This is a genomic window from Caballeronia fortuita, from assembly GCF_001544835.2.
Taxonomy (GTDB): Bacteria; Pseudomonadota; Gammaproteobacteria; order Burkholderiales; family Burkholderiaceae; genus Caballeronia; species Caballeronia fortuita.
Genome location: NZ_FCNX02000001.1, coordinates 285,452 through 306,391 on the forward strand (window position 1 = coordinate 285,452; position 20,940 = coordinate 306,391).

General features: G+C 54.4%; 11 protein-coding genes. All 11 read left to right on the top strand.

The window, feature by feature from the left end; genetic code table 11:
* Positions 1–104 precede the first annotated feature (104 nt).
* A complete protein-coding gene (gene gyrB, locus AWB77_RS01365; protein ID WP_061133111.1) occupies positions 105–2,588 on the top strand; it encodes a DNA topoisomerase (ATP-hydrolyzing) subunit B in 2,484 nt (827 codons plus the stop codon).
* Between the two features lie 597 nt (positions 2,589–3,185).
* Positions 3,186–3,884, top strand: a complete 699-nt coding sequence (locus AWB77_RS01370; protein ID WP_157694718.1) for a TnsA endonuclease N-terminal domain-containing protein — start codon at positions 3,186–3,188, stop codon at positions 3,882–3,884.
* The gene (locus tag AWB77_RS34960) at positions 3,865–5,808 is read left to right on the top strand and encodes a TnsB C-terminal domain-containing protein (protein ID WP_082852557.1); all 1,944 of its coding nucleotides are present in this window, start codon (positions 3,865–3,867) and stop codon (positions 5,806–5,808) included. Before AWB77_RS01370 ends, AWB77_RS34960 begins: the two co-directional genes overlap by 20 nt.
* On the top strand, positions 5,805–6,785 hold the full coding sequence (locus AWB77_RS01385; RefSeq protein WP_061132596.1) for a TniB family NTP-binding protein: 981 nt from the start codon (positions 5,805–5,807) through the stop codon (positions 6,783–6,785). The genes AWB77_RS34960 and AWB77_RS01385 overlap by 4 nt, the downstream gene beginning before the upstream one ends.
* A gap of 10 nt (positions 6,786–6,795) precedes the next feature.
* Positions 6,796–8,706 (top strand): TniQ family protein, encoded by a 1,911-nt coding sequence (locus AWB77_RS35500; RefSeq protein ID WP_157694719.1) that lies wholly within the window; start codon positions 6,796–6,798, stop codon positions 8,704–8,706.
* A complete protein-coding gene (locus AWB77_RS34120; protein ID WP_244158379.1) occupies positions 8,703–9,173 on the top strand; it encodes a 3'-5' exonuclease family protein in 471 nt (156 codons plus the stop codon). Before AWB77_RS35500 ends, AWB77_RS34120 begins: the two co-directional genes overlap by 4 nt.
* A 740-nt stretch (positions 9,174–9,913) precedes the next feature.
* Positions 9,914–13,399 carry a restriction endonuclease gene (locus AWB77_RS01395; RefSeq protein ID WP_061132598.1) on the top strand — a complete coding sequence of 1,162 codons (3,486 nt, stop codon included), beginning with the start codon at positions 9,914–9,916 and terminating at the stop codon, positions 13,397–13,399.
* Positions 13,386–14,306 (top strand): lipase family alpha/beta hydrolase, encoded by a 921-nt coding sequence (locus AWB77_RS01400; RefSeq protein ID WP_061132599.1) that lies wholly within the window; start codon positions 13,386–13,388, stop codon positions 14,304–14,306. Before AWB77_RS01395 ends, AWB77_RS01400 begins: the two co-directional genes overlap by 14 nt.
* A 44-nt stretch (positions 14,307–14,350) precedes the next feature.
* Complete coding sequence (locus AWB77_RS01405; RefSeq protein ID WP_061132600.1) at positions 14,351–16,300, top strand: ATP-binding protein; 1,950 nt, start codon at positions 14,351–14,353, stop codon at positions 16,298–16,300.
* A 679-nt stretch (positions 16,301–16,979) separates the two neighbouring features.
* A complete protein-coding gene (locus AWB77_RS01415) occupies positions 16,980–19,733 on the top strand; it encodes a patatin-like phospholipase family protein (RefSeq protein ID WP_061132602.1) in 2,754 nt (917 codons plus the stop codon).
* 283 nt (positions 19,734–20,016) lie between these two features.
* Complete coding sequence (locus tag AWB77_RS01420) at positions 20,017–20,940, top strand: phosphorothioated DNA-binding restriction endonuclease (RefSeq protein ID WP_063936465.1); 924 nt, start codon at positions 20,017–20,019, stop codon at positions 20,938–20,940.

Sequence of the window (20,940 nt, forward strand, 5' to 3'; positions counted from 1 at the left end):
TACCAAAAACACTCCAAGGGGCGGCGCGCCCCTTTGGCGTTTTTAAGGTGTTTTGAAAAGTTCGAGCAGTAACCCAGGCAGTGACGCAGAACCGGAAAATCTCCATGACTGAAAACACAAATTCGCAACCCGACAACAAGCCTGACAACAGCTACGGCGCCTCGTCCATCCAGATCCTCGAAGGTCTGGAGGCCGTGCGCAAGCGGCCGGGCATGTATATCGGCGATACGTCGGATGGCACCGGTTTGCATCACCTCGTTTTCGAAGTGCTGGACAACTCCATCGACGAAGCGCTCGCCGGCTATTGCGACGACATCCACGTCGTCATTCACGCGGACAACTCGATTTCCGTGACCGACAACGGCCGTGGCGTGCCGACTGGCCTCAAGCGCGACGACAAGCACGATCCGAAGCGCAGCGCCGCCGAAATCGTGATGACGGAACTGCACGCGGGCGGCAAGTTCGACCAGAACAGCTACAAGGTGTCGGGCGGCCTGCACGGCGTGGGCGTGTCGTGCGTGAACGCGCTTTCCGAATGGCTGCGCCTCACGGTGCGCCGCGACGGCAAGAAGCACTTCATGGAATTCGCGCGCGGCGTCGTGCAGAACCGCGAGATCATCGAAGAAGACGGCGTGCAGTATTCGCCGATGCCGGTTGTCGGCGATACGGAAAATCGCGGCACGGAAGTGCATTTCCTCGCCGATGCGACCATCTTCGGCAATGTCGAATTTCACTACGACATCCTCGCGAAACGCATGCGCGAGCTTTCGTTCCTCAACAACGGCGTGCGTATCCGCCTAACGGATCAGCGCACCGGCAAGGAAGACGATTTCGCTTTCGCGGGCGGCGTGAAGGGCTTCGTCGAGTACATCAACAAGGCGAAGCAGGTGCTGCATCCGACCGTGTTTCATGCGGTCGGCGAGCGCGAGAACGTGACCGTCGAAGTGGCGATGCAGTGGAACGATAGCTTCAACGAAAGCGTGCTCTGCTTCACGAACAACATTCCGCAACGCGACGGCGGCACGCACTTGACGGGCTTGCGCGCGGCGATGACGCGCGTCATCAACAAGTACATCGTCGATAACGACATCGCGAAGAAGGCGAAGGTCGAGACGACTGGCGACGACATGCGCGAAGGTTTGTCGTGCGTGCTGTCGGTGAAGGTGCCGGAGCCGAAGTTCAGTTCGCAGACGAAGGACAAGCTCGTGTCGTCGGAAGTGCGCGCGCCGGTCGAGGAAATCGTCGCGAAGGCGCTCGAAGATTATCTGCAGGAAACGCCGAGCGACGCGAAGATCATCACGAGCAAGATCGTCGATGCCGCGCGCGCGCGCGATGCCGCCCGCAAGGCGCGCGAGATGACGCGTCGCAAGGGCGTGCTCGATGGCATCGGTTTGCCGGGCAAGCTTGCGGATTGCCAGGAGAAGGATCCGGCGAAATCGGAGATTTATATCGTCGAGGGGGATTCGGCGGGCGGATCGGCGAAGCAGGGGCGCGATCGTAAATTCCAGGCAATTTTGCCGCTGCGCGGCAAGGTGCTGAATGTGGAGAAGGCGCGCTTCGACAAGCTGATTTCTTCCGAGCAGATCGTAACGCTGGTGACGGCGCTCGGCTGCGGCATCGGCAAGGACGATTACAACCTCGACAAGCTGCGCTATCACCGCATCATCATCATGACCGACGCGGACGTCGACGGCGCGCACATTCGCACGCTGCTGCTGACGTTCTTCTATCGGCAGATGCCGGAGATCGTCGAGCGTGGGTACATCTATATCGCGCAGCCGCCGCTGTACAAGATCAAGGCGGGCAAGGACGAGCGGTATATGAAGGATGCGCACGAGCTCAATCAGCATATGTTGAAGCTCGCGTTGCAGGGCTCGGAGCTGATCGCGACCGAAGGCGCCGATCCGATTTCCGGCGATGCTCTCGGCGAACTGGCGCGCGCGTACTTGCTGGCGCAGGCGGTCGTCGATCGTCTCAGCCGCATTTATGATGCGGCTGCGCTCGAAGCGGTGATGGATGGCGTGACGCTCGATCTGTCGTCGCAGGAAGCGGCGGAGGCATCGGCGAAGCGTCTGGAAGAGCGTCTGCGTGCCGATCCGCTCAAGCCGGAAGTGACGGTGGAAGCGGCTTATGACCAAGTGCGCGAACTGCGCTCGCTGCATGTCAAGCGGCGTCATCATGGCAACGTGAAGGTCACCGTGTTCGATGAAGACCTCCAACTTACCGCGGACTACAAGCAGCTCGTTTCGACGGCGGATACGTTCAAGGGCTTGATCGGCGAAGGTGCGTTGATCAAGCGCGGCGAGCGGTCGATGGCGGTGACGGACTTCAAGAGCGCGATGAAGTGGCTGATCGCCGATGCGGAGCGCAATGTTTCGAAGCAGCGCTATAAGGGTCTCGGCGAGATGAATCCGGAGCAGCTCTGGGAAACGACGATGGATCCGAGCGTGCGACGTCTCTTGCGCGTGCAGATCGAGGACGCGATTGCAGCGGATGGGATTTTTACGACGCTGATGGGCGATGATGTCGAGCCGCGGAGAGCGTTTATCGAAAGTAATGCGTTGCGGGCGGGGAATATTGATGTTTGAGGGTGTAGGTTGTCAGAGATAGTGAAAAACATGTCACTGAGATGAAAACCATTTCTCAGCGTTCGTGAAAAATTGGATCAATGTTGTAGCCCGGTCGACGTTCCATGTCTTCCGGGCTATTTTATTTTGTGGCGCCACCACCTCAATAAAACCAACAAGTTAATGCAATAAATATTGCACATTGCACTAGTGAAAATGGCCGAATATCAGATGATTAGAAATTCACTATAAATTTCAATATGTTGCGGATTTCAATAAAAACCGCCGGTTCGCAGTAGAGAAATACTGCAATAAACGTTGACCGCGTGCCGATAATCAATAAAATAACGTCTTTATCGGAAAAAGATGCTAATTTAAAGCAGGACTGTGCTCGCCGCGTGTGTTTGCGGCGAGAAGAAAACGGAGGGCAGAATGTAAAAACGGAGCAAACCCCATATTAGAAGCTTGCCCCGCTGGTGGGAGCTGACGCTACCCGACATCGACAATCGAAGTATCGTCAATCCCCCGCCTGCGGTCAAGTTTTTGCGCCCAATTTTTTCTGATCTCGCAAGTCGAGAGGGTTTAATGCGCCCTTTTAATTTGCAAGCGGAGCGAATCATGCAAAACAAACCGCATGCCGCCGTCATGCCGACGGCTAGGCAGGGGATTCATCACAACCCCGCACGACGAGTCGTCCGGCCTACCGGTGGGATTTTCCGCGGCCGTTTTCCTTCCCGAAAATCAGGCAGAGCAGTCGCGTTCGAGTCATTGATCGAGCGTGATGCATTGCTTCTCTTCGAGTTCTCTCGCGGAGTCGTCAGTTATCGCGAACAACCCTACTCGATTTATTACTCGTTCGAAGCAAGAACGCGGAAGTACACACCGGACTTTGAGCTTACTCTGGCCAGCGGCGCTGTGCTCCTCATTGAGGTCAAACCACAAGAAAAAGCGCTCGCGCCAGACGAAGAAAGGCGGCTGCGGTGCATTGGGGAACATTTTTCCGAACTCGGCGTACGGTTTCGCGTCCTGACGGACACTCAGATTCGGAGCGGCTCACTCCTGTCTAATCTAAACACGTTATTCCCGTACCTAAGCAAACCGTTGTCCGGCTTACAACGAAGGCTGGCTGTCGCACCGCTCCTTGGTGAGCAATTGTTGACGGTTGAACGTGCGAGCGCTCGTCTCGGTTCCACCGCAGCAGTTTGGCAGTTCCTTGCTCAAGATCTGCTGACCTGCGATCTGCGTCAGCCGTTGAGTGAATCGACCGCCTTGTCCATTCAAATCCGCGAGCCGAACGATGAAGAACTATATTTTTAAAGTTGGGGTGTCCATCGTAGTGGATGATCAAGATCATAGGATCGTGCATCTCACGGCCGACGGACTAGCGCACTTGGTAGCGGCGTCCACCGGTGCAATAACAGTGACGTCAACTACCGAGTTGCAGAAGCAATATCAATCTGGCCACCTGCGCTTTCTGAATGAGGCAACGAATATCGGCGATCCAGCGCAGTCACGACTCGGGCGTCCGCTATCAACCTTCCCCGATCGCGTTAGAGGAAAGGCTCTCCGAAAAAAGAAGTACTTGGACATGCTGCTCGTTCGAGGGCCGATAGTCTCGACGCCCGCTGTACTCGCCCCGTTAATTCAAGAATGTGCGAGGGAACTGAACGACTCTCATCCGCCAAGCCCTATTAGCGTCTACAGATGGGCTCGTAGTGTCTCGCGCGCAGGTGGTGACAACCGAGCGTTGATCGATCGATTCGATCGTCGAGGAGGCGGCAGCAGGTTACCTCTTTCGAGCCTGAATTTGCTGCAGCAGTCGATCGACTCTATTTACATGACGCGAGAGCGTGCTTCCGCGAACGATGTGTACTCTGACCTTCGCTACCGGGTAGATCGTGAAAATGAATTTCGCAGCGAGAGGGAGAAAGTCCCAATGCCGAGCCTGTCCACAGTACATCGCGCGATCCATTCGCGCGACGCATACGATGTATCCGTGCATCGACGCGGCAAACGCGTAGCCAATATCAACTTCCGCACAAGTGGCGCCGGCGTGCATGTCGAACAGATCCTGGAGCGTGTCGAAATTGACCACTCGCCATTAGATCTCTTTGTAATCGACGAGAGGACAAACCTACCTTTGGGCCGTCCGACGGTAACGGTTGCACTTGATCGCTATTCGAGGATGCCGGTCGGTATGCACGTTGGATTTCAAGGGCCTTCAGTTCACGCTGTGCTGCGGTGCTATCCCGATCTTCAACACGACTGGCCGTGCCACGGGAAAATTCGGGAGCTTGTCTGCGATAACGGCTTGGAATTTCACAGCGACGAACTCAAGAGGGTTGCATTCGAGCTGGGAATGATCGTGACATTCTGCCCTAAACGCCAGCCATGGTTCAAAGGTGCCGTTGAACGTTTCCTGAAGACGTTAAATTTTCAGTTTGCGCATGCGTTGCCTGGAACGAGTTTCGCTCGATGGTTTCACCGGGAAGATTACGACCCGCAGGAACAAGCATTGATCACTTACGATCAGCTACTGCATGTTCTGACTCGCTGGATCGTTGATGTCTACGCTCACTCCCTCCATCGGGGAATCAAGACGACGCCGCATGAAAAATGGGTTACGGGTGCGGAGCGTTTTCCGCCTGCACTACCATCAAGTATCGAGGACATTGATATCACAATCGGTGAAACGCACACACGAACCTTGTCTCATCAAGGTATTGAACTCGATAACTTGCGTTACAACGATCCTGCTCTTCTGCAAATCCGCAGCAAACACGGACCTCGAGTCAAGGTCGATGTCATTTCATACTTCGATGATATCTCTCGGATTGCGGTCATCGATCCGGATACCAAGATCCCTTTCATTGTGCCGGCTCTTGATCAGGATTACGCAACCGCCCTAACGCGGGAGCAACACCGTTTGCTTTGTGCTCGGGCACGCGAAACCGGAAAGGGGCTGGTTGACCAAAGCGCTCTTGCGCAGGCGAAGAGTGAAATAAGGGCACTGGTCTCTGAGTTTGCGCTGAGCAAATCACAACGGCAGCGACAAAGGAGCGCGGCATGGCGGGGTATAGGAACGGAGGCGGCGGACATATTTGTCGCTCCGACTGAGACAGCGCGCACAAAGCCGGAGACTCAAAGAAACAAGCTGTTTCCCGCCGTACCTGTGTCTGAGTTACCAAAGCTTACCGCGCTGTTGCTCGAAGGATCTCCGAACGGCAAGGTGCGGCCATGAGTGAGCGACCTTTTGACAATGACGACTACGCCCGAGTGAGGGAAGTAGAGCGCATTCTTATTCCATATCGGCAGTTTGCGACAGTAGTTGATCGCTTGAAGCACGTCCTTGACTTGTCTCGAAATGGGGCTGATCCACGTCATACGTTTCTCGTCGGCGAGTCCGGTACGGGAAAGACATGGGTAGCGCGCTATATCCGATCCATATTGCCAGAGTCAGAAAGCGATGGTGTCCGCATCAAGCCAGTTCTTGTCCTCGAAACGCCAACGTCACCGACGTTGAAGAGCTTGGCGCAGGCAATGCTTGTTGCGCTCGGTGACCCACTGGCGAGCCTTGGCACCGCTGAAGTGAAGAGGCTACGGGCACTCACGCTGATGCGTCAGTGTCAGGTGCAGATGCTCATCGTCGATGAGCTTCAACATTTCCTCGATCATGGCTCTCACAATTCGCCGCAATCGGTGGCAGATTGGCTCAAGAATTTTGTGGAAGATGCGCGGATACCGTGCCTGCTAATGGGTCTACCACGATCGACAGCGATTCTCGCGTTGAACGAGCAACTCCGGCGCCGATTCTCGGCTCGTATAGAACTTTTGCCGTTTTCAATCGAGCACGAAAGCGACGAGCTTGAGTTCCGGACGATACTGAACACCTTGGATGAAATGCTTCCCTGTCAGCGGCGCTCGGGATTTGCTGAGCCGGAAACCGCTCACCGGATCTATATGGCGACCAACGGCTTAATCGGATACGTCAGACGGCTCACCACGGGGGCTTTCGAACTTATGCTGGCTGCGAACCAGCCAAGTATCGATCGGACGTTGCTACAGAAAGCCTTCGTGCGAGAGACCTGGGGTGGGGGACTGGACGAGTTAAATCCATTCCACAAGAAATTTCCGTTTCGGCGTTTGGATCAACCTGGCGAACCATTCGCGCCAACGAGTCGTCGCGGGGAAACCCGTGGGGCGCGTCGCAGGAATTGAAGGACCGGTCGTGACTACGACGTTGCTTAACTTGCCGGAGCCTCGTCCATCCGAGAGCGTCCAGGGCTTTCTTCTGCGATTGGCGGAAGCTAACGCTTGTCCTACCGTCGAATGGTTGCAGCGTGTTGACGGTCTTGACGCACATCTTCGCGCTCTCGTGGGTACATCCATTTTTGGATTCGTACCTAAATGGCTCGGCATATTCGAAGTGCCTGCAGCAGTGCCGCCGGCGTTTGAACAAAAGTTTTGTCTCGGCCGGCGAGCAAGATGCTGCGTCGCCTGCGCGTTGGCAGCGCCATACTGGCGAGCGATATGGGAGCATCGACTGTATGTCGCTTGCCACGTGCATAGTTTGGAATTGGTGGACACATGCCCTAATTGCGGAATCGAGCTTTGTTGGAAGCGGGCGGCAATACTGAGATGTCCGTGCGGGAGTGAAATTACATCATGGAAGCAGGTCGAAGCGAATCACGCCAGTGTCGACGCTGCTCAGCATATTTGGCGCGCCTTTGTTGGGGCGACGGGTGCCCTGCAGGACATAGCCGTATCGCAAACTAGCGCAGTCGACGAACTCAGTTTTTCCTCCATTGCGGCGTTGATATCCCACCTTGGTGCAACGACAGACACGACCGAGTACATGTTATCGCCCAAAGCGTGGCGCAACCTTTCGTTGTCGGAAACTTTACGACTGATATCCGCGGCCTATTCACGCTTGACGGACTGGCCAATCAAATTTCACGAGTTCCTACGCGAAGAAGATCAATCCGTTGCGAACGCCGCTGTAATTTCGCCTCGTCTGCGCCGACTGAAGAGGTTTTTGTTTCACGACCTGTCTCCGGATCTGACTTTCCTTCTCGATGGCTTCCGCGCATACATGCGTGAACAGTCAATGGACACTCTGGACCGGCGCCGCCATTGGGCAACCATCGGCGACATCGAGTCGCAGGCGTATGTCGCCGCAACGGCGGCCGCTCGCCAACTTGGTATCCGGGCCGCGACGCTCCACACTCTGGCCACTCGTGTCGGTGTTACGGAGATCAAAAGACGTGGCGGCATCCGACGGCACTTCACACTAATCAAGCGAACTGCCCTCGCGTCAATTAAGCAAGAACTTTCCGCTGAAATCAGCCTCCGCAACATAAGTTTGCTTCTTGGAGTGTCGACATCGCGGGTCGAACAACTCGCTGATGCCGGTCTGCTGAAGCGAAGGACCGTGACACACGGATTGGTTTCGACGTCGTTCTTTCGACGTTGCGACGCGCTGGAGTTGGTTGCCAGCCTCAAAAAGGGCGGGTATGTCATAACGCACCCTGATTGTGAAATTTCGTTTACCGAAGTCTGCAAATATTATCTGGCGCAACGAGCAGAATTCATATCCCTTATTCGAGCGGTACAAGAGCAACGAATGAATTTGAGGAGGTGGAACGAGAGTGCTCGAGGAATGGCCGGTGCGATTTTTGGGCGTGGAGAGTTCCTCAATTGGCATCGGCAACAATGTTGCATCGGGGGCATGACCGTATCAGAAGCGGCTGCCCACCTTCATGTCAAGCAGGAAGTCGCGTACCACTTCGTAAAATCTGGCCTATTGAAAGGACGGGTTGCCGTTCGTGGTCGACGATCCGTTACCTTGATCACGTCGGATGCCCTATCTGACTTCGAACAGCGTTATATTTCCTCGGCTGAGCTCGCCGCAGGTGCGTCTCTGCCAGTTAGGAAAGTTGTAGCAGTTCTCTTTGATCTGGGGGTATCCCCGATTTGCGGTCCACAAACGGACGGTAGCCGGCAGAATATCTTTCGTCGAAGAGACGTCGAGCTTGTTTCAGAAGCATTTAAGGCTGCTGCTAACGGTCGGGAGGAATCGGATAACCGAGAGCTTCCGCTCGAACTTTTAGACTTACAAACGGCAAGAGGGAAAGCGTGAGCACTTTGCATCCATGGGAACGCCGCATCTTTATAGACACAGAGTGCACAGATATTGCTGCGCCGTGCTTGATAAGCATAGCCATGGTTGCTGAAGACGGCGCTGAGTTCTACGGGGAGCAAGCGCACGTAGATAGGAACGTTTGCAGCGATTTCGTTCTGGCCAGTGTATTGCCGCAGCTAGGCGCGGATCCGACGCGAGTAATGGAACGTAAAGCATTGCGTGACGCCGTGCGAAACTGGATGTCAACGTTCACTGGTTTAAAACAGCGACCGGTGATTTGTTACGATCATCCAGTTGACCTTCAACTGCTGTGGGACCTGATTGGGGGGCGATCTGCTGGCTGGAAAGAGAAGCTCATCAGTTCGAGGATTGATCCGGTCAAGAAAGAGGAATATTTCTGCGTGCACGGTGGCAGACACCACGCACTTCATGATGCGCGCGCCAACAGGGCTGCATACCGATAGCGACGAGCCACAGACATTCGAGCCCGCCTGTTGTCGAAGCGCAGTGATGAGATGAGGCGCAATGGCCGAACTCACCCGAACGAGCAACTCCGCATCCGGGTATGAACGGCTAGGACCCATCCGAACGAGTTCTCGATCGAGAATCCGGATCGGCCTACATTGGTGATACCAGCACTACAGTGATTTCGTGACGGACCAGATTAATAGAACGATTCGCCGCGCACTAGCTTCGTTACGATCATCGTTGTCGCAGGCGAAGTAGGTATGCGGAACTACGTCGTTTGGTGTCGTGCGTTTATTTGCATTGTGTGCGCTGTGCTCACGCGCATTGCAGATCACCTGATCAACCGCATCAACGATGCTCACCCGGGGGGCCGTCGCCGATCAACTCGCCAACGCATATACGCCGACGGAGCACAAGACGGCCCGGGGGACTTGCTTACGTTACAATCGCCATCGATCGCGCAGACAAAACTTGTGCCATCTAAACGTGGCATTTGGCAGCAATGTGGGGACGTATCCCTGTAGATTTTTGCCTAGGATTGGTAGTCCTTGGAAGGCCTCGTGGCCTCCGCATGAAGGCGACCGAGGCCTAGACTTGAAATGCGGCCCATCAACCCGCCCGTACAGAGGCGCCAATGAAGTATAGCGGCATCGAGACATCAGGATTGTGAAAAGCTTGCCCTGTTGAAACAGTGGGACGAGGAACCGGGAACAAGTAGCGAGCGAAAAGAACCGACATGACGACAACGATTCATACCATCCTGGAAGAGTTCAGGGAAGCCGCAACCTCCAACCGGGATCTCGGTGACAAATTCGAAAAACTGTTTGCCACCTATCTGGTCACTGATCCTCTTTATCAAGACAAATTCAGCGATGTATGGCTTTGGAATGAATGGCCTGATCGCGGGAACAAGCCAGATGTCGGCATAGATCTCGTAGCGAAAGAACGTTACACGGGAGGCTTTTGCGCGATTCAGTGCAAGTTCTATGACCCTTCCCACACTTTGCACAAGCCGGATATTGATTCGTTCTTCACTGCTTCTGGCAAGGCGCCGTTTACTTCACGCCTCATTGTTTCCACGACTGACAAGTGGGGCAAGCATGCTGAAGAAGCGTTAGAGAATCAGCATGTGCCTGTATCTCGGTTGAGGGTGCAGGACTTGGCCGATAGTCCGATTGATTGGTCTGCCTTCTCGATGAAGAAGCCGACTGCCATCAAGCTCAAGGCGAAAAAGAAGCTCAGAGAACACCAGAAAAAGGCACTCAAGAAGACCGAAGAGGGGTTCCAGGAAAGTGACCGTGGCAAGCTGATCATGGCCTGCGGCACTGGCAAGACCTTCACGGCCTTGAAGATTACTGAGAAGCTGGTGCCCAAAGGTGGCACTGCATTGTTCCTCGTGCCGTCCATCTCGCTGCTTTCACAGACGCTGAGGGAATGGACCGCAGAAACCGAGGTTGGAATGCAGAGCTTTGCAGTCTGCTCTGATTCCAAGGTAGGTAAGAAAAGTGAGAATGAGGACATCAGCACCCATGACCTCGCATTCCCCGCAACCACGGACGTTCAAAAGCTTGCGAAACAGGTGCAGGCGTTTGCTGGTAAGCGAGACCTGACCGTCATTTTCTCTACCTATCAATCTATTGAGGTCGTCGCACAAGCTCAGAAGGAGGGGCTGCCTGAGTTTGATTTGATTGTGTGCGACGAAGCACATCGCACTACTGGGGTGACGCTTGACGGCGACTCAGAGTCGCATTTCGTGAAAGTGCATGACCAGAAGTTCATCAAGGGCAAGAAGCGGTTGTATATGACCGCCACTCCCAGAATCTTCAGCGACAGTGCTCTTGTTCAGGCTCAAGAAAACGACGCGGTTGTTATCTCAATGGACGACGTGGCTCACTTCGGGCTTGAGTTCTATCGCCTTGGATTTGGTGAGGCAGTAGGGTCCGGCCTGCTGGCCGACTACAAGGTGATGGTTCTTGCCGTTGACGAGAAATACGTTAGCAACGCATTCCAAAGCCAGATTGCGGACGAGAACAGCGAAATCAGCCTTGAGGACGCCGTCAAGGTTACGGGTTGCTGGAATGGTCTGTCCAAGCGCATGGCAAAAAGTGAAGGGTTCAATGAACAAGACCCAGAACCCATGCGACGCGCTGTGGCGTTTTCTCGTTCCATCAAGGACAGCAAGCGCCTGACAAGCCTGTTTTCTCAAATCGTAGATGAGTATCGGGACACGCACGAAGATGATGACGGTCTGCTCGCATGTGAGGTAGACCATGTGGACGGCACCTTCAATGCATTAAGGCGCAATGCTCTCCTTGATTGGCTCAAGGAAGATACGACTGCCCAAGGCAACGTTTGTCGCATTCTGTCCAATGCCCGTTGCTTGTCCGAGGGCGTGGATGTGCCTGCGCTGGACGCCGTCATGTTCCTGAATCCTAGGAACTCGGTCGTTGATGTGGTGCAGTCCGTTGGCCGCGTCATGCGTACGGCTCCGGGCAAGAAGTATGGCTACATCATCCTTCCGATTGGCGTTCCTTCGGACATGAGCCCGGAAGAGGCTCTGAAAGACAACCAGAAGTACAAAGTTGTGTGGCAGGTTCTGCAAGCCCTGCGTGCGCACGATGACCGATTCAATGCCACCGTCAATCAGATTGAGCTAAACAAGAAGCGCCCAGATCAGATTCAAATTATCGGTGTCGGTGGCAGGTCTGAAGACGAGAACGAAGGCGGTGTCCACGGTAAGGGTGGAGGTGAGCCCACGCCCGTTCAATTCACCTTCAACTTTCCGCACATTGAAGAGTGGCGCGACGCCATCTATGCCAAGATCGTTCTCAAGTGTGGAGATCGTCGCTACTGGGAACAATGGGCCTCTGACATTGCTGAAATTGCAGATCGACACATCACCAGGATTACGGCCCTGCTCGAAGGGGCGAACAAAGAACATAAAAAAGCTTTTGCCAGTTTTCTTCGTGGGTTGAAAGACAACCTCAACCCTCAGATCTCTGAGAAGGACGCGATTGAGATGCTGGCCCAGCATCTCATTACCAAGCCGGTCTTTGATGCAATCTTTGAGGGCTACTCGTTCACCGAGAAGAACCCTGTATCGATAGCGATGCAGCACATGCTTAATGTGCTGGAAGAGCAAGCTATTGGCAAAGAGGTGGAGACGCTTGAGCGGTTCTATACGAGCGTTCGCACCCGCGTCAGCGGCATAGACAACGCCAAGGCCAGGCAGGAAGTCATCAGAGAGCTTTACGAGAAGTTCTTCAAGACGGCCTTCAAGGCAATGTCTGATCGGCTGGGGATCGTCTATACCCCAGTCCAGATCGTAGACTTCATCATTCATAGTGCTGATATCGCATTGCGCGAAGAGTTCGGGGTGGGACTCAGTGAAAAGGGGGTCCATGTCATTGATCCCTTCACTGGCACTGGAACCTTCATGGTTCGCTTGCTCCAGAGTGGATTGATCAAGCCGAAAGATTTGGCGTATAAATACAAGCACGAACTGCATGCCAATGAGATTGTGCTGTTGGCCTACTACATCGCTGCCATCAACATTGAAGAGGCGTTTCACGGAATAGAAGACGGCGAATACCATCCGTTTGAAGGCATCGTACTGACCGACACCTTCCAAATGACAGAGGGAAAAGGGAGTCTGGACGAGGTGATGTTCCCTGAGAACAACAAGCGGGCTGCGAAGCAAAACAAGACTGACATCCGTGTCGTCATTGGCAACCCGCCGTATTCAGTTGGCCAGGACAGCCAGAATGACGATGAAAAGAACCTCGATTACCCGCGACTAGATAGCCGTATCGAAACCACTTATGCGGCTAACTCTAAGGCTGGCCTCAAGCGGAACCTTTACGATTCGTACATCCGCGCATTTCGCTGGGCCAGCGACCGTATCAAGGACAAGGGTGTCATTTGCTTCGTGAGCAATGGCTCCTTGATCGGCAAGAACTCGATGGACGGGATACGCAAAACCCTTGTCGATGAGTTCACGAGTATCTATTGCTTCAACCTTCGTGGCGACGCTCACGGTTCAGGGGAGATTCGGCAGAAAGAAAAGGGCAACGTTTTCGGCGCTGGGGACGGGAAGATTGAGTTCTTCGGCTACTGGGCCTTGTTTGACCCAGACGAAGACATGACGGAAGACAGCCTCAGCGCCCAGCTTAACCTCCAGTTGAACTTCGTTGTTGTGGAGGCAAAAAATGGCAGCCACTAACGTTGGGCACAACCCGGAGGAATCAGGAGCGAGGCTGCTTCATTTTGTCAAACAGGAGATCACGAATCCGCCTTCGGCCCCGGTGTTCGAGAACGCCAAGTTCGAACATTTCGCCGCTGAACATGTAGCGATCTTCATTCATGGTTTCACAGCCAACTCAGCGTATCTTGGCACCATGATGCAAGAGTTCGTTGACAACGACATTTTGGCTCTTGCTTTTAACTATCCGTCTTATGACGGCATTGATTGTGCAGCGGCTGAACTTGCTGACGCTCTCAAGGCTTTGGACAATTTAGCTTCGGGGGCGATCTCTCAGCAGAGAAAGGTCGTTCTGGTCTGCCACAGTATGGGCGGACTAGTTGCTCGTGCCTTCTTGAGCTTCAATGGGGGAAACACCTTTGTTCGCAAAGTCGTGACGTTAGGAACGCCTCATGATGCAACTCTCACGAACAGCGGACTGGTCCACGCTTTCGTGACTTGGGGCGAGTACTACACTGGCTTGAACAATGGCGGCTACTCGTCTTCATGCAGATCGGCACTCCAGCTAACCATGCAAGATGGGCCGACTCCCTTTCTTCAGCAGCTCTTGAACGCCAAACCCGTTGATCCTGACGTTGAGTTCATGAGCATTTCGGGCGGCAAGAACATGTTGAAGTTTGGCAAGAACGTCATACACAATAAGGTCCTTAATGCTTTCTTGCAGTGGAAGCTGGGATCGGAAACAAATGATGGCCTAGTCAAAGAGAGCAGCAGCGATTTTTCCTCTGCGAAATTTCGTTCGTGCTTTCCGAAATGTCATCCGCATATGGGAAGCGGGACCTACTCCCGTTACGCCAAGACGAACCATTCATTCTTGATTAGCACTCAGCCGTTGGCACTTGCTGCGATCAGTTTTGTGAAGGTCTGAGCGTCGGACGAAAATCTTAAATAAATATCTTGAGGGGGCGGTCTATGCAGCAGGAAGACATTTTCTATGAGGATCGATTTCTTGAGAGCTGGGCCGGCTCCATCATCACCAATCCTAGCACTGCAATCGTGGAGTTGGTTGCTAATTGCTGGGACGCATACGCTACCGAGGTCAAGATAAGCTGGCCTGATCCGAAGAAGAACAAGCAGTTCTCTATCTCGGACAACGGTAAGGGCATGACCAAGGACGAGTTTGATTACATCTGGCGTGCCATGTCTTATGACCGTATCGCCAAGACCGGCTCCACAACCTCACCTCCCCCTGGCGTAGACGGGTTGCCTCGGTTCGTCTTTGGGAAGAATGGCAAGGGTCGTTTCGCTAGTTTCTGCCTGACTAAAAGCTACCGGATTACCTCTATCAAAGACGGGCAAAAGATCGTCTATCGGGTGAGTCGCACACCCAACAAACCGTTGATCACCGAACTCGTTGAGTTCGTCGAAAATTGTGTTGAAGGGCATGGAACGACGATCACCGGCGAGGGTGAGATCTGTCAGACCAACCTTTCCGTTGAACAAGCCAGAGAGCTGTTGGGCGGTCGTTTCTTGGCGAATCCATCGTTTAAGGTCATCCTCAACGAAAGCCCCATTACCTTCAGCGACATCGGAACATCTTCGCTGTCCATTGTGGATGTCGATGTGCCAGGTTATGGCACGGTGAAGATCTACCATATCGATACGCGAAAGGCTGATAAGACCACCAAGCAGCATGGGATCGCGTGGTGGGTGACGAATCGCGCAGTGGGTGACTGCAAGTGGCGCGGCACAGATGTTGAGCGCATCCTTGACGGTCGTACCGAGAAGGCAAAGCGATTTACCTTCATCGTGCAGGCTGACTTTTTGAACAAGGAGAATGCTGTCAAGGAAGACTGGTCCGGGTTCCATGACAATAATGAGGCCTGGCTGAAGACCAGGCCAGTTGTCCAAGACAAGATCAAAGAAATCATTTCCAGCACGAGCCATGCCGAACGCGAAGGAAAGAGGAGCGCGGTTCTGGAGCGTGTTGGCGAGTCCGTCAACCTTCTTCCGTTATTGAGCAAGGAGCGAGTCACAACCTTCGTCAATGAAGTAGTGGATACTTGCCCGAACTTTGGTGAGCAGGAGGTCGTTCAGCTAACCTCCATCCTGGCGAAATTGGAGAAGAGCAAGTCGCAATACGGCTTGCTGGAGATCTTGCATAACCAGGATCCAAAAGACCTAGACGCCCTTCACGAAGTGTTGAGCCAATGGACCATTGGCATGGCGAAGGTGGTGCTCGACGAGATACAAGGGCGATTGAAGGTCATTAACGAGCTGCGGATCAAGATTCAGGTGGCAGGCATTGACGAAGTCAAGGAACTTCAGCCTCTGTTTGCCAAGGGCCTGTGGATGTTTGGCGATAAGTTTGAGTCAATCCACTTCACGTCCAACAAGGGCATGACAACGGTCATCCGTGAACTCTTCGACGGCAAGGCAGAGAAGGCTTCGCTGAACCGCCCTGACTTTGTGATTCGTGGCGACGGCAGCACAGGCTTTTATTCCCTTCCGTCTTACAACGAAGATCACCAAGAAATTGGCGTCGGCCACCTTGTGATTGTTGATTTGAAGACCACCAAGCTCTCGCTCGGCTCTAAGGAAAAGGAACAGATTTGGAAGTACGTGAAGGAGCTGAAGAAAAAGGGCTATATTCAGCCTGAGACGCGGGTAGACGGTTTCGTGTTGGGCGATCAGATTGAAAGTGGGGAAGGCGGCACCCGCACCGAAGACAATGACAAGGTCAAAATCCAGCCGTTACTCTACAGCATCATTCTGAGCAGGGCCGAGCAGCGGTTGCTCAAGCTCTATGAAAAAGTGAGGGAAGCTCCGTTTCTTGTGGAACAGCAGGAGGAGCTGAGTAAATTCATTGAGCCTATCGCTGTTGCACAGCCATCGCTCGCCGAGACGGCGGGTGCGAAATGAACGGGGGTATCAATTGGATCGCAGCGTATAACTACCTGTTTGCGTCGCTCAACAGCGAGAACAAGGACCTCTATGTTGGCGGATCAACATTTTGCCGCATGGCCCAGCAAGTCGATCCAGGCTCGCCTAGAGATACTGCGTAAGAGCCTTCCGAGTCTGCGGAACGAATTGGCTCATGGCTCGTCGATGTTGACCAGCCAGGTACTGGGAACCATTGAACTGGTCGCCGAGATCCTGTCCCAGATCTTCGCGCCAGATTTGGGAGCAATGGCCTCTGACACGATCCAACGCGGGCGGTCCAGATGAGCCGTGCAGCGTTCGTGCCGTTGTTTTGACGTTCACTGAACTGTCTGCGATTTCGAAGAACGACCGATTCCAGGCTACCAATTAATCCTTAAGGCCGGTTTGGGTAAGCTGCTACCAACGACAGCAGCCGGTAGCTTGGCAGAAGCGGACACTGCAGCGGAATAGTGAACCTCTCTGATACAGGTTTTGTGCTACCAGTATGTTTGGCTACCGTAATAGAGGATATGTGGCCGTAGTGTCAGCTGGTTGTCCGCACTCCGCGAACCAAATGGGTTATCCCGGTGTCGGGACCTTCGTCGGGCGCCCTTTAATACCCAAAGTGAGCTAGTCTGGTTCAAAATCCTGAGCATAGAAACGAGCGCAAACAGAATAAATGATTGTAACTATCGACCTACCGCCTGACCGCCAACGTCCTTGTCTTGAGTCTCTTGACCTCCAAGCGCTCGACATCGCCACACAAGCGATGCAGCAAGCTTTCGATGTATTGCTATCCCAAGATACAACGCTCTGCGAGATTCTGAATAAAATCAGTTCGGCCGGCGTGAGGATGGGTGTGTTCGGCGGCTGGGCGCGCGACAGGCTGATCGAGGTTCCTCGGGGAACGAAGGTCTCGTCCCGCGACATTGATTTCGTCGTGGATAGCGAGCGTCCGATTGCCGAGTTCTTTCCCGCTGGGTACCGCGAGAATCCGTTCGGGGGCGTCGGGATCATCGGGAAGGTGATGCCTCTCGAAGCCTGGAATCTCCATAACACTTTCCTGTTTAAACTTCGCAAGGAGCAGGCCTCGTTTGCGGCGCTTCCTGCGACGGCAGACTACGACGTCAACGCCATCCTTTTCTTTCCGTCCCAATGCAATGAGAAATCCTCTTTACTCGACGTGGGAGCCGGAAACGCTCTTAAGTCAGGCCGTCTCGATTTCATGGCGGATGAGGTTGCGCAGCCCAAGATCCAGGCGGCACGCGCCGTTATTCTCGCTACGAAGCTGGAACTGCAGCCTTCTGAGGCGGTGTGTGATTTCGTGCAGGACGTGTGTGAGGAGGGCGATGCTGCCAAAGAAGTTCAAACTGCGGTCGATACATACTGCCCCCCCGAATTGAGGTCACGTGCCCAGCGTTTGCTGTCGGATATCCGTCAGGGGAGTATGGGTGGGAGACCAAAGACCGAATTCTTCTTCCATTGCTGGGGTGTGTTTGAAGGTGGAGGCGTTCGGGCAGCGGCACATGCGGGTGCGTACGCCGCAGCAAAGCGAGCAGGCGTGACGTTCGGTCGAGTCGCGGGGACTTCCGGCGGCTCAATCGTCGCTGCGCTTGTTGCTGCCGGCGCGCCCCCCTCCTATCTCAGGCGTCATCTTCAGGAATTGGATTTCTCGCCGCTACTCGATAAGCCGTCCAAAATGGATACCTTCTTCGAAAAGAAGCTGCCACTTTGGGCGCGTGCCTTGAGGCTAGTTACTTGGGGGAACGTGCGAAAGGCGGCGGACGTTGCCACTTATGGGGGACTGCACGGGTCCAAGCGCTTGGGGGATTGGATAGAGCAGCGGCTCGTCGAACTTGTGCGCCCAGAAAACTCTACGAACAAGAAGCCTGTTCTGTTCTCCGAACTCCCGATCCCGTTGTATGTCGTCGCCACCGATTTTTCTAACGGCCAACCGAAGGTCTGGTCCCACGCCACGACAGGCGAAGAGAGTGTGGCACTTGCCGTCCGGCATTCGTGCACCATCCCGTTCTTCTTTCAGCCTGCCCGAGCAGGGTCATCCATCTTCCTCGACGGAGGTGCGGTGGCCAACCTTCCAGCGTATGTGTTGAACAAGCAAAGCGGGACCCTTGGCGAGCGGGACGTCCTCTCGCGCATCTTGGCGTTTCGGCTTTTGGAAGACGACACAGGGAGCAAGCCGGTGCGCGACCTGCTGGATTTCGGCAGACGACTGAGTGCAGCCATCATCGACAGCGCGTCGGAAATCCAATTGCAGTTGCAGCCAAACGTCTATCCAGTCCAGATCAAGACAGGTTCCATTAAGTCGACAGATTTTGACGGCGTCAACGTTGACAGCAAGCGTTTTCTCTATGGGCGAGGCGTCAAAGGCGCAAGAGAGTTCTTCGAGAAGGAAAGACTGACGGCGCTACGCGGCGATGCGACGGCGCAAGAATTCCAGGGCTTCGACGAAAAGATGCTGCTCCTCGTGCGCCAAATGCGCTCGTGTAAGGGCACGTTTCTGGCGATTGGCCCCGATACTTACTGGCTCGATCATGTGTTCCCGAGCCTGCTCCTGCTTGCTCGCCGCGGTGTGGCCTTTACAGCTGTCGTGACACCAATCAGTTGGCTAAATCCCAAATTTGCGCAACAGGAAGCCCGTCGGCGACAGTTGCTGGGGTTGCTCGGTGCCGTAGTCACTGAAACGTCTGAGCGCCTCCCCTTCATGGGATTCGCGTTCGACTTGGGTACGAATCGAGCGAGCACTATCCTCACATATCTGCCGGAAGATGCGCGGACTAACTCTCGATACGAGGATGAGAAAGTGCGTCTCTATACGGCGGACAGCGACCCAGTTGTTCTCGAAATGCTGGCTGAACAGGTCAGCGCCCACACTACGGCTGCTGTTCCGTCGTCGCTTAAACTGGAATACGCATCTTGCGCCGAACAGAAGTTGATTGATCGCCTCCGCCGGGTTTCCGCGTACGCGCGGGCCTCGATTAGCATACAAAGTGTCCAAGTGACCCGTGACATTCTCGTCATGCAGAAGCAGATCAAGGAGTTTAAGGCACTACAGATCCGGTCTTTTATGTCCGATTTGTCGGACCACGGGCGCAACTTTTTCGGCTCGACGCAAGTACAGCTTGCGAGCGGGAGAAGTTCCATTGTCACGCCGCCGGTTTTCGAGAAGCATTCAGGGGCACTCGTCTTGATCGAGGGCAACACACGCCTATACCATTGCTTCACGAACGGAATCGACGAAGTAGAAGCCGTGGTCATTGAGGGCGTGACTGATTCACTGCCGAGCGATGGTCGTTTCTCGCTCGGCAACCTCCGGCTGGTATCGTCCACCATCTCAATTCCCAACAATTATCAGAATTACAAGGAGTCCGAGTATCGGCATATTGAGCGCGCTGTGCACGAAAGCTATGATTAATCCGGCCGGTCCAGTGGCCCCGGCGCTTCCGCGGGAAGAGACATTCGGGACGGATGGTTGAGGAAATTGGCGCGAAGAATGACAATTTCGTGGCAATTTTTCACATTTTGTGCGAGCGGGGGCGCGCCTGCGCTAGCGCAAATATGAAAAATGTCTTAATTTTCAACGGCCTAATTTTTCACCTTCGTTGAGAACCTACAGAGGGTTAGCCTTCTCGCATCAGCCAACCCGTGGTCGCGAAAGCGTCACGGGTTTTTTCTTTGTCCTCGATCGTTGCCGAAGTATGAGCGCTTCCAACCTCAATAAAATCCTCAAACGTTTCGCGGAACTGAACATCTGGGAGCGCAAGGGTGAGCGCGCGCCTCACAAGCCGCTCCTTGTTCTGCTCGCGCTCGGGTTGTTCGCGCGTGGCGTTAAAGAAGTTAGCTTCCGTGAACACGAGAAAGCGTTGTGCGATCTGCTTAGAGAATTCGCACCTCAACGTCGCACGCTCTACCCGGAAATGCCGTTTGTTCGACTGAAGAACGACGACGTCTGGGAAGTCACGGTCGACTCGACCCTCGATTCGATCGTGCGCCGAAGCGATGTAAGAAAAACCGAACTGCGTGAACTGAACGCAACGGGACATTTCTCGCCGGATGTACAGCAACTTCTCCAGAGTGAACCCCGTGCGCTGACTGCTATTGCACGCCTGCTGCTCGTCGCACACTTCCCCGAAAGCATTCACAGCGACGTGTTGGATGCTGTCGGCCTTGCGCTTGACGACGAGACGGTTCTCGCGCCCGACACGAACGCGTCGGCTGAGCGCCGGCGTCGTGATCCCGAGTTTCGCGGCGCTGTGCTGGCCGCTTATCAGTATCGATGTGCATTATGCGATCTCGATTTGCGTATCGGTAACATGACGATCGGACTCGAAGCCGCGCATATCAAGTGGCATCAGGCAAGCGGTCCGGATCTTGTCGAGAACGGGATCGCGTTGTGCTGTTTGCATCACAAGCTTTTCGATCTCGGCGCATTCACTTTGGGCGATGACCGTCGAGTTCTGGTCTCGGAAAAGGCGCACGGAAGTGGGCGCTTTGACGAAATCCTGCTCAGACACCACGGCGGACAAGCGAACGCGCCCGTGCAAAGGGAACATTATCCAGCGCAGCCATTTGTCGCATGGCATCGCGAACAGGTGTTCAAGGGCGGCGCTCGGCCACTTTGA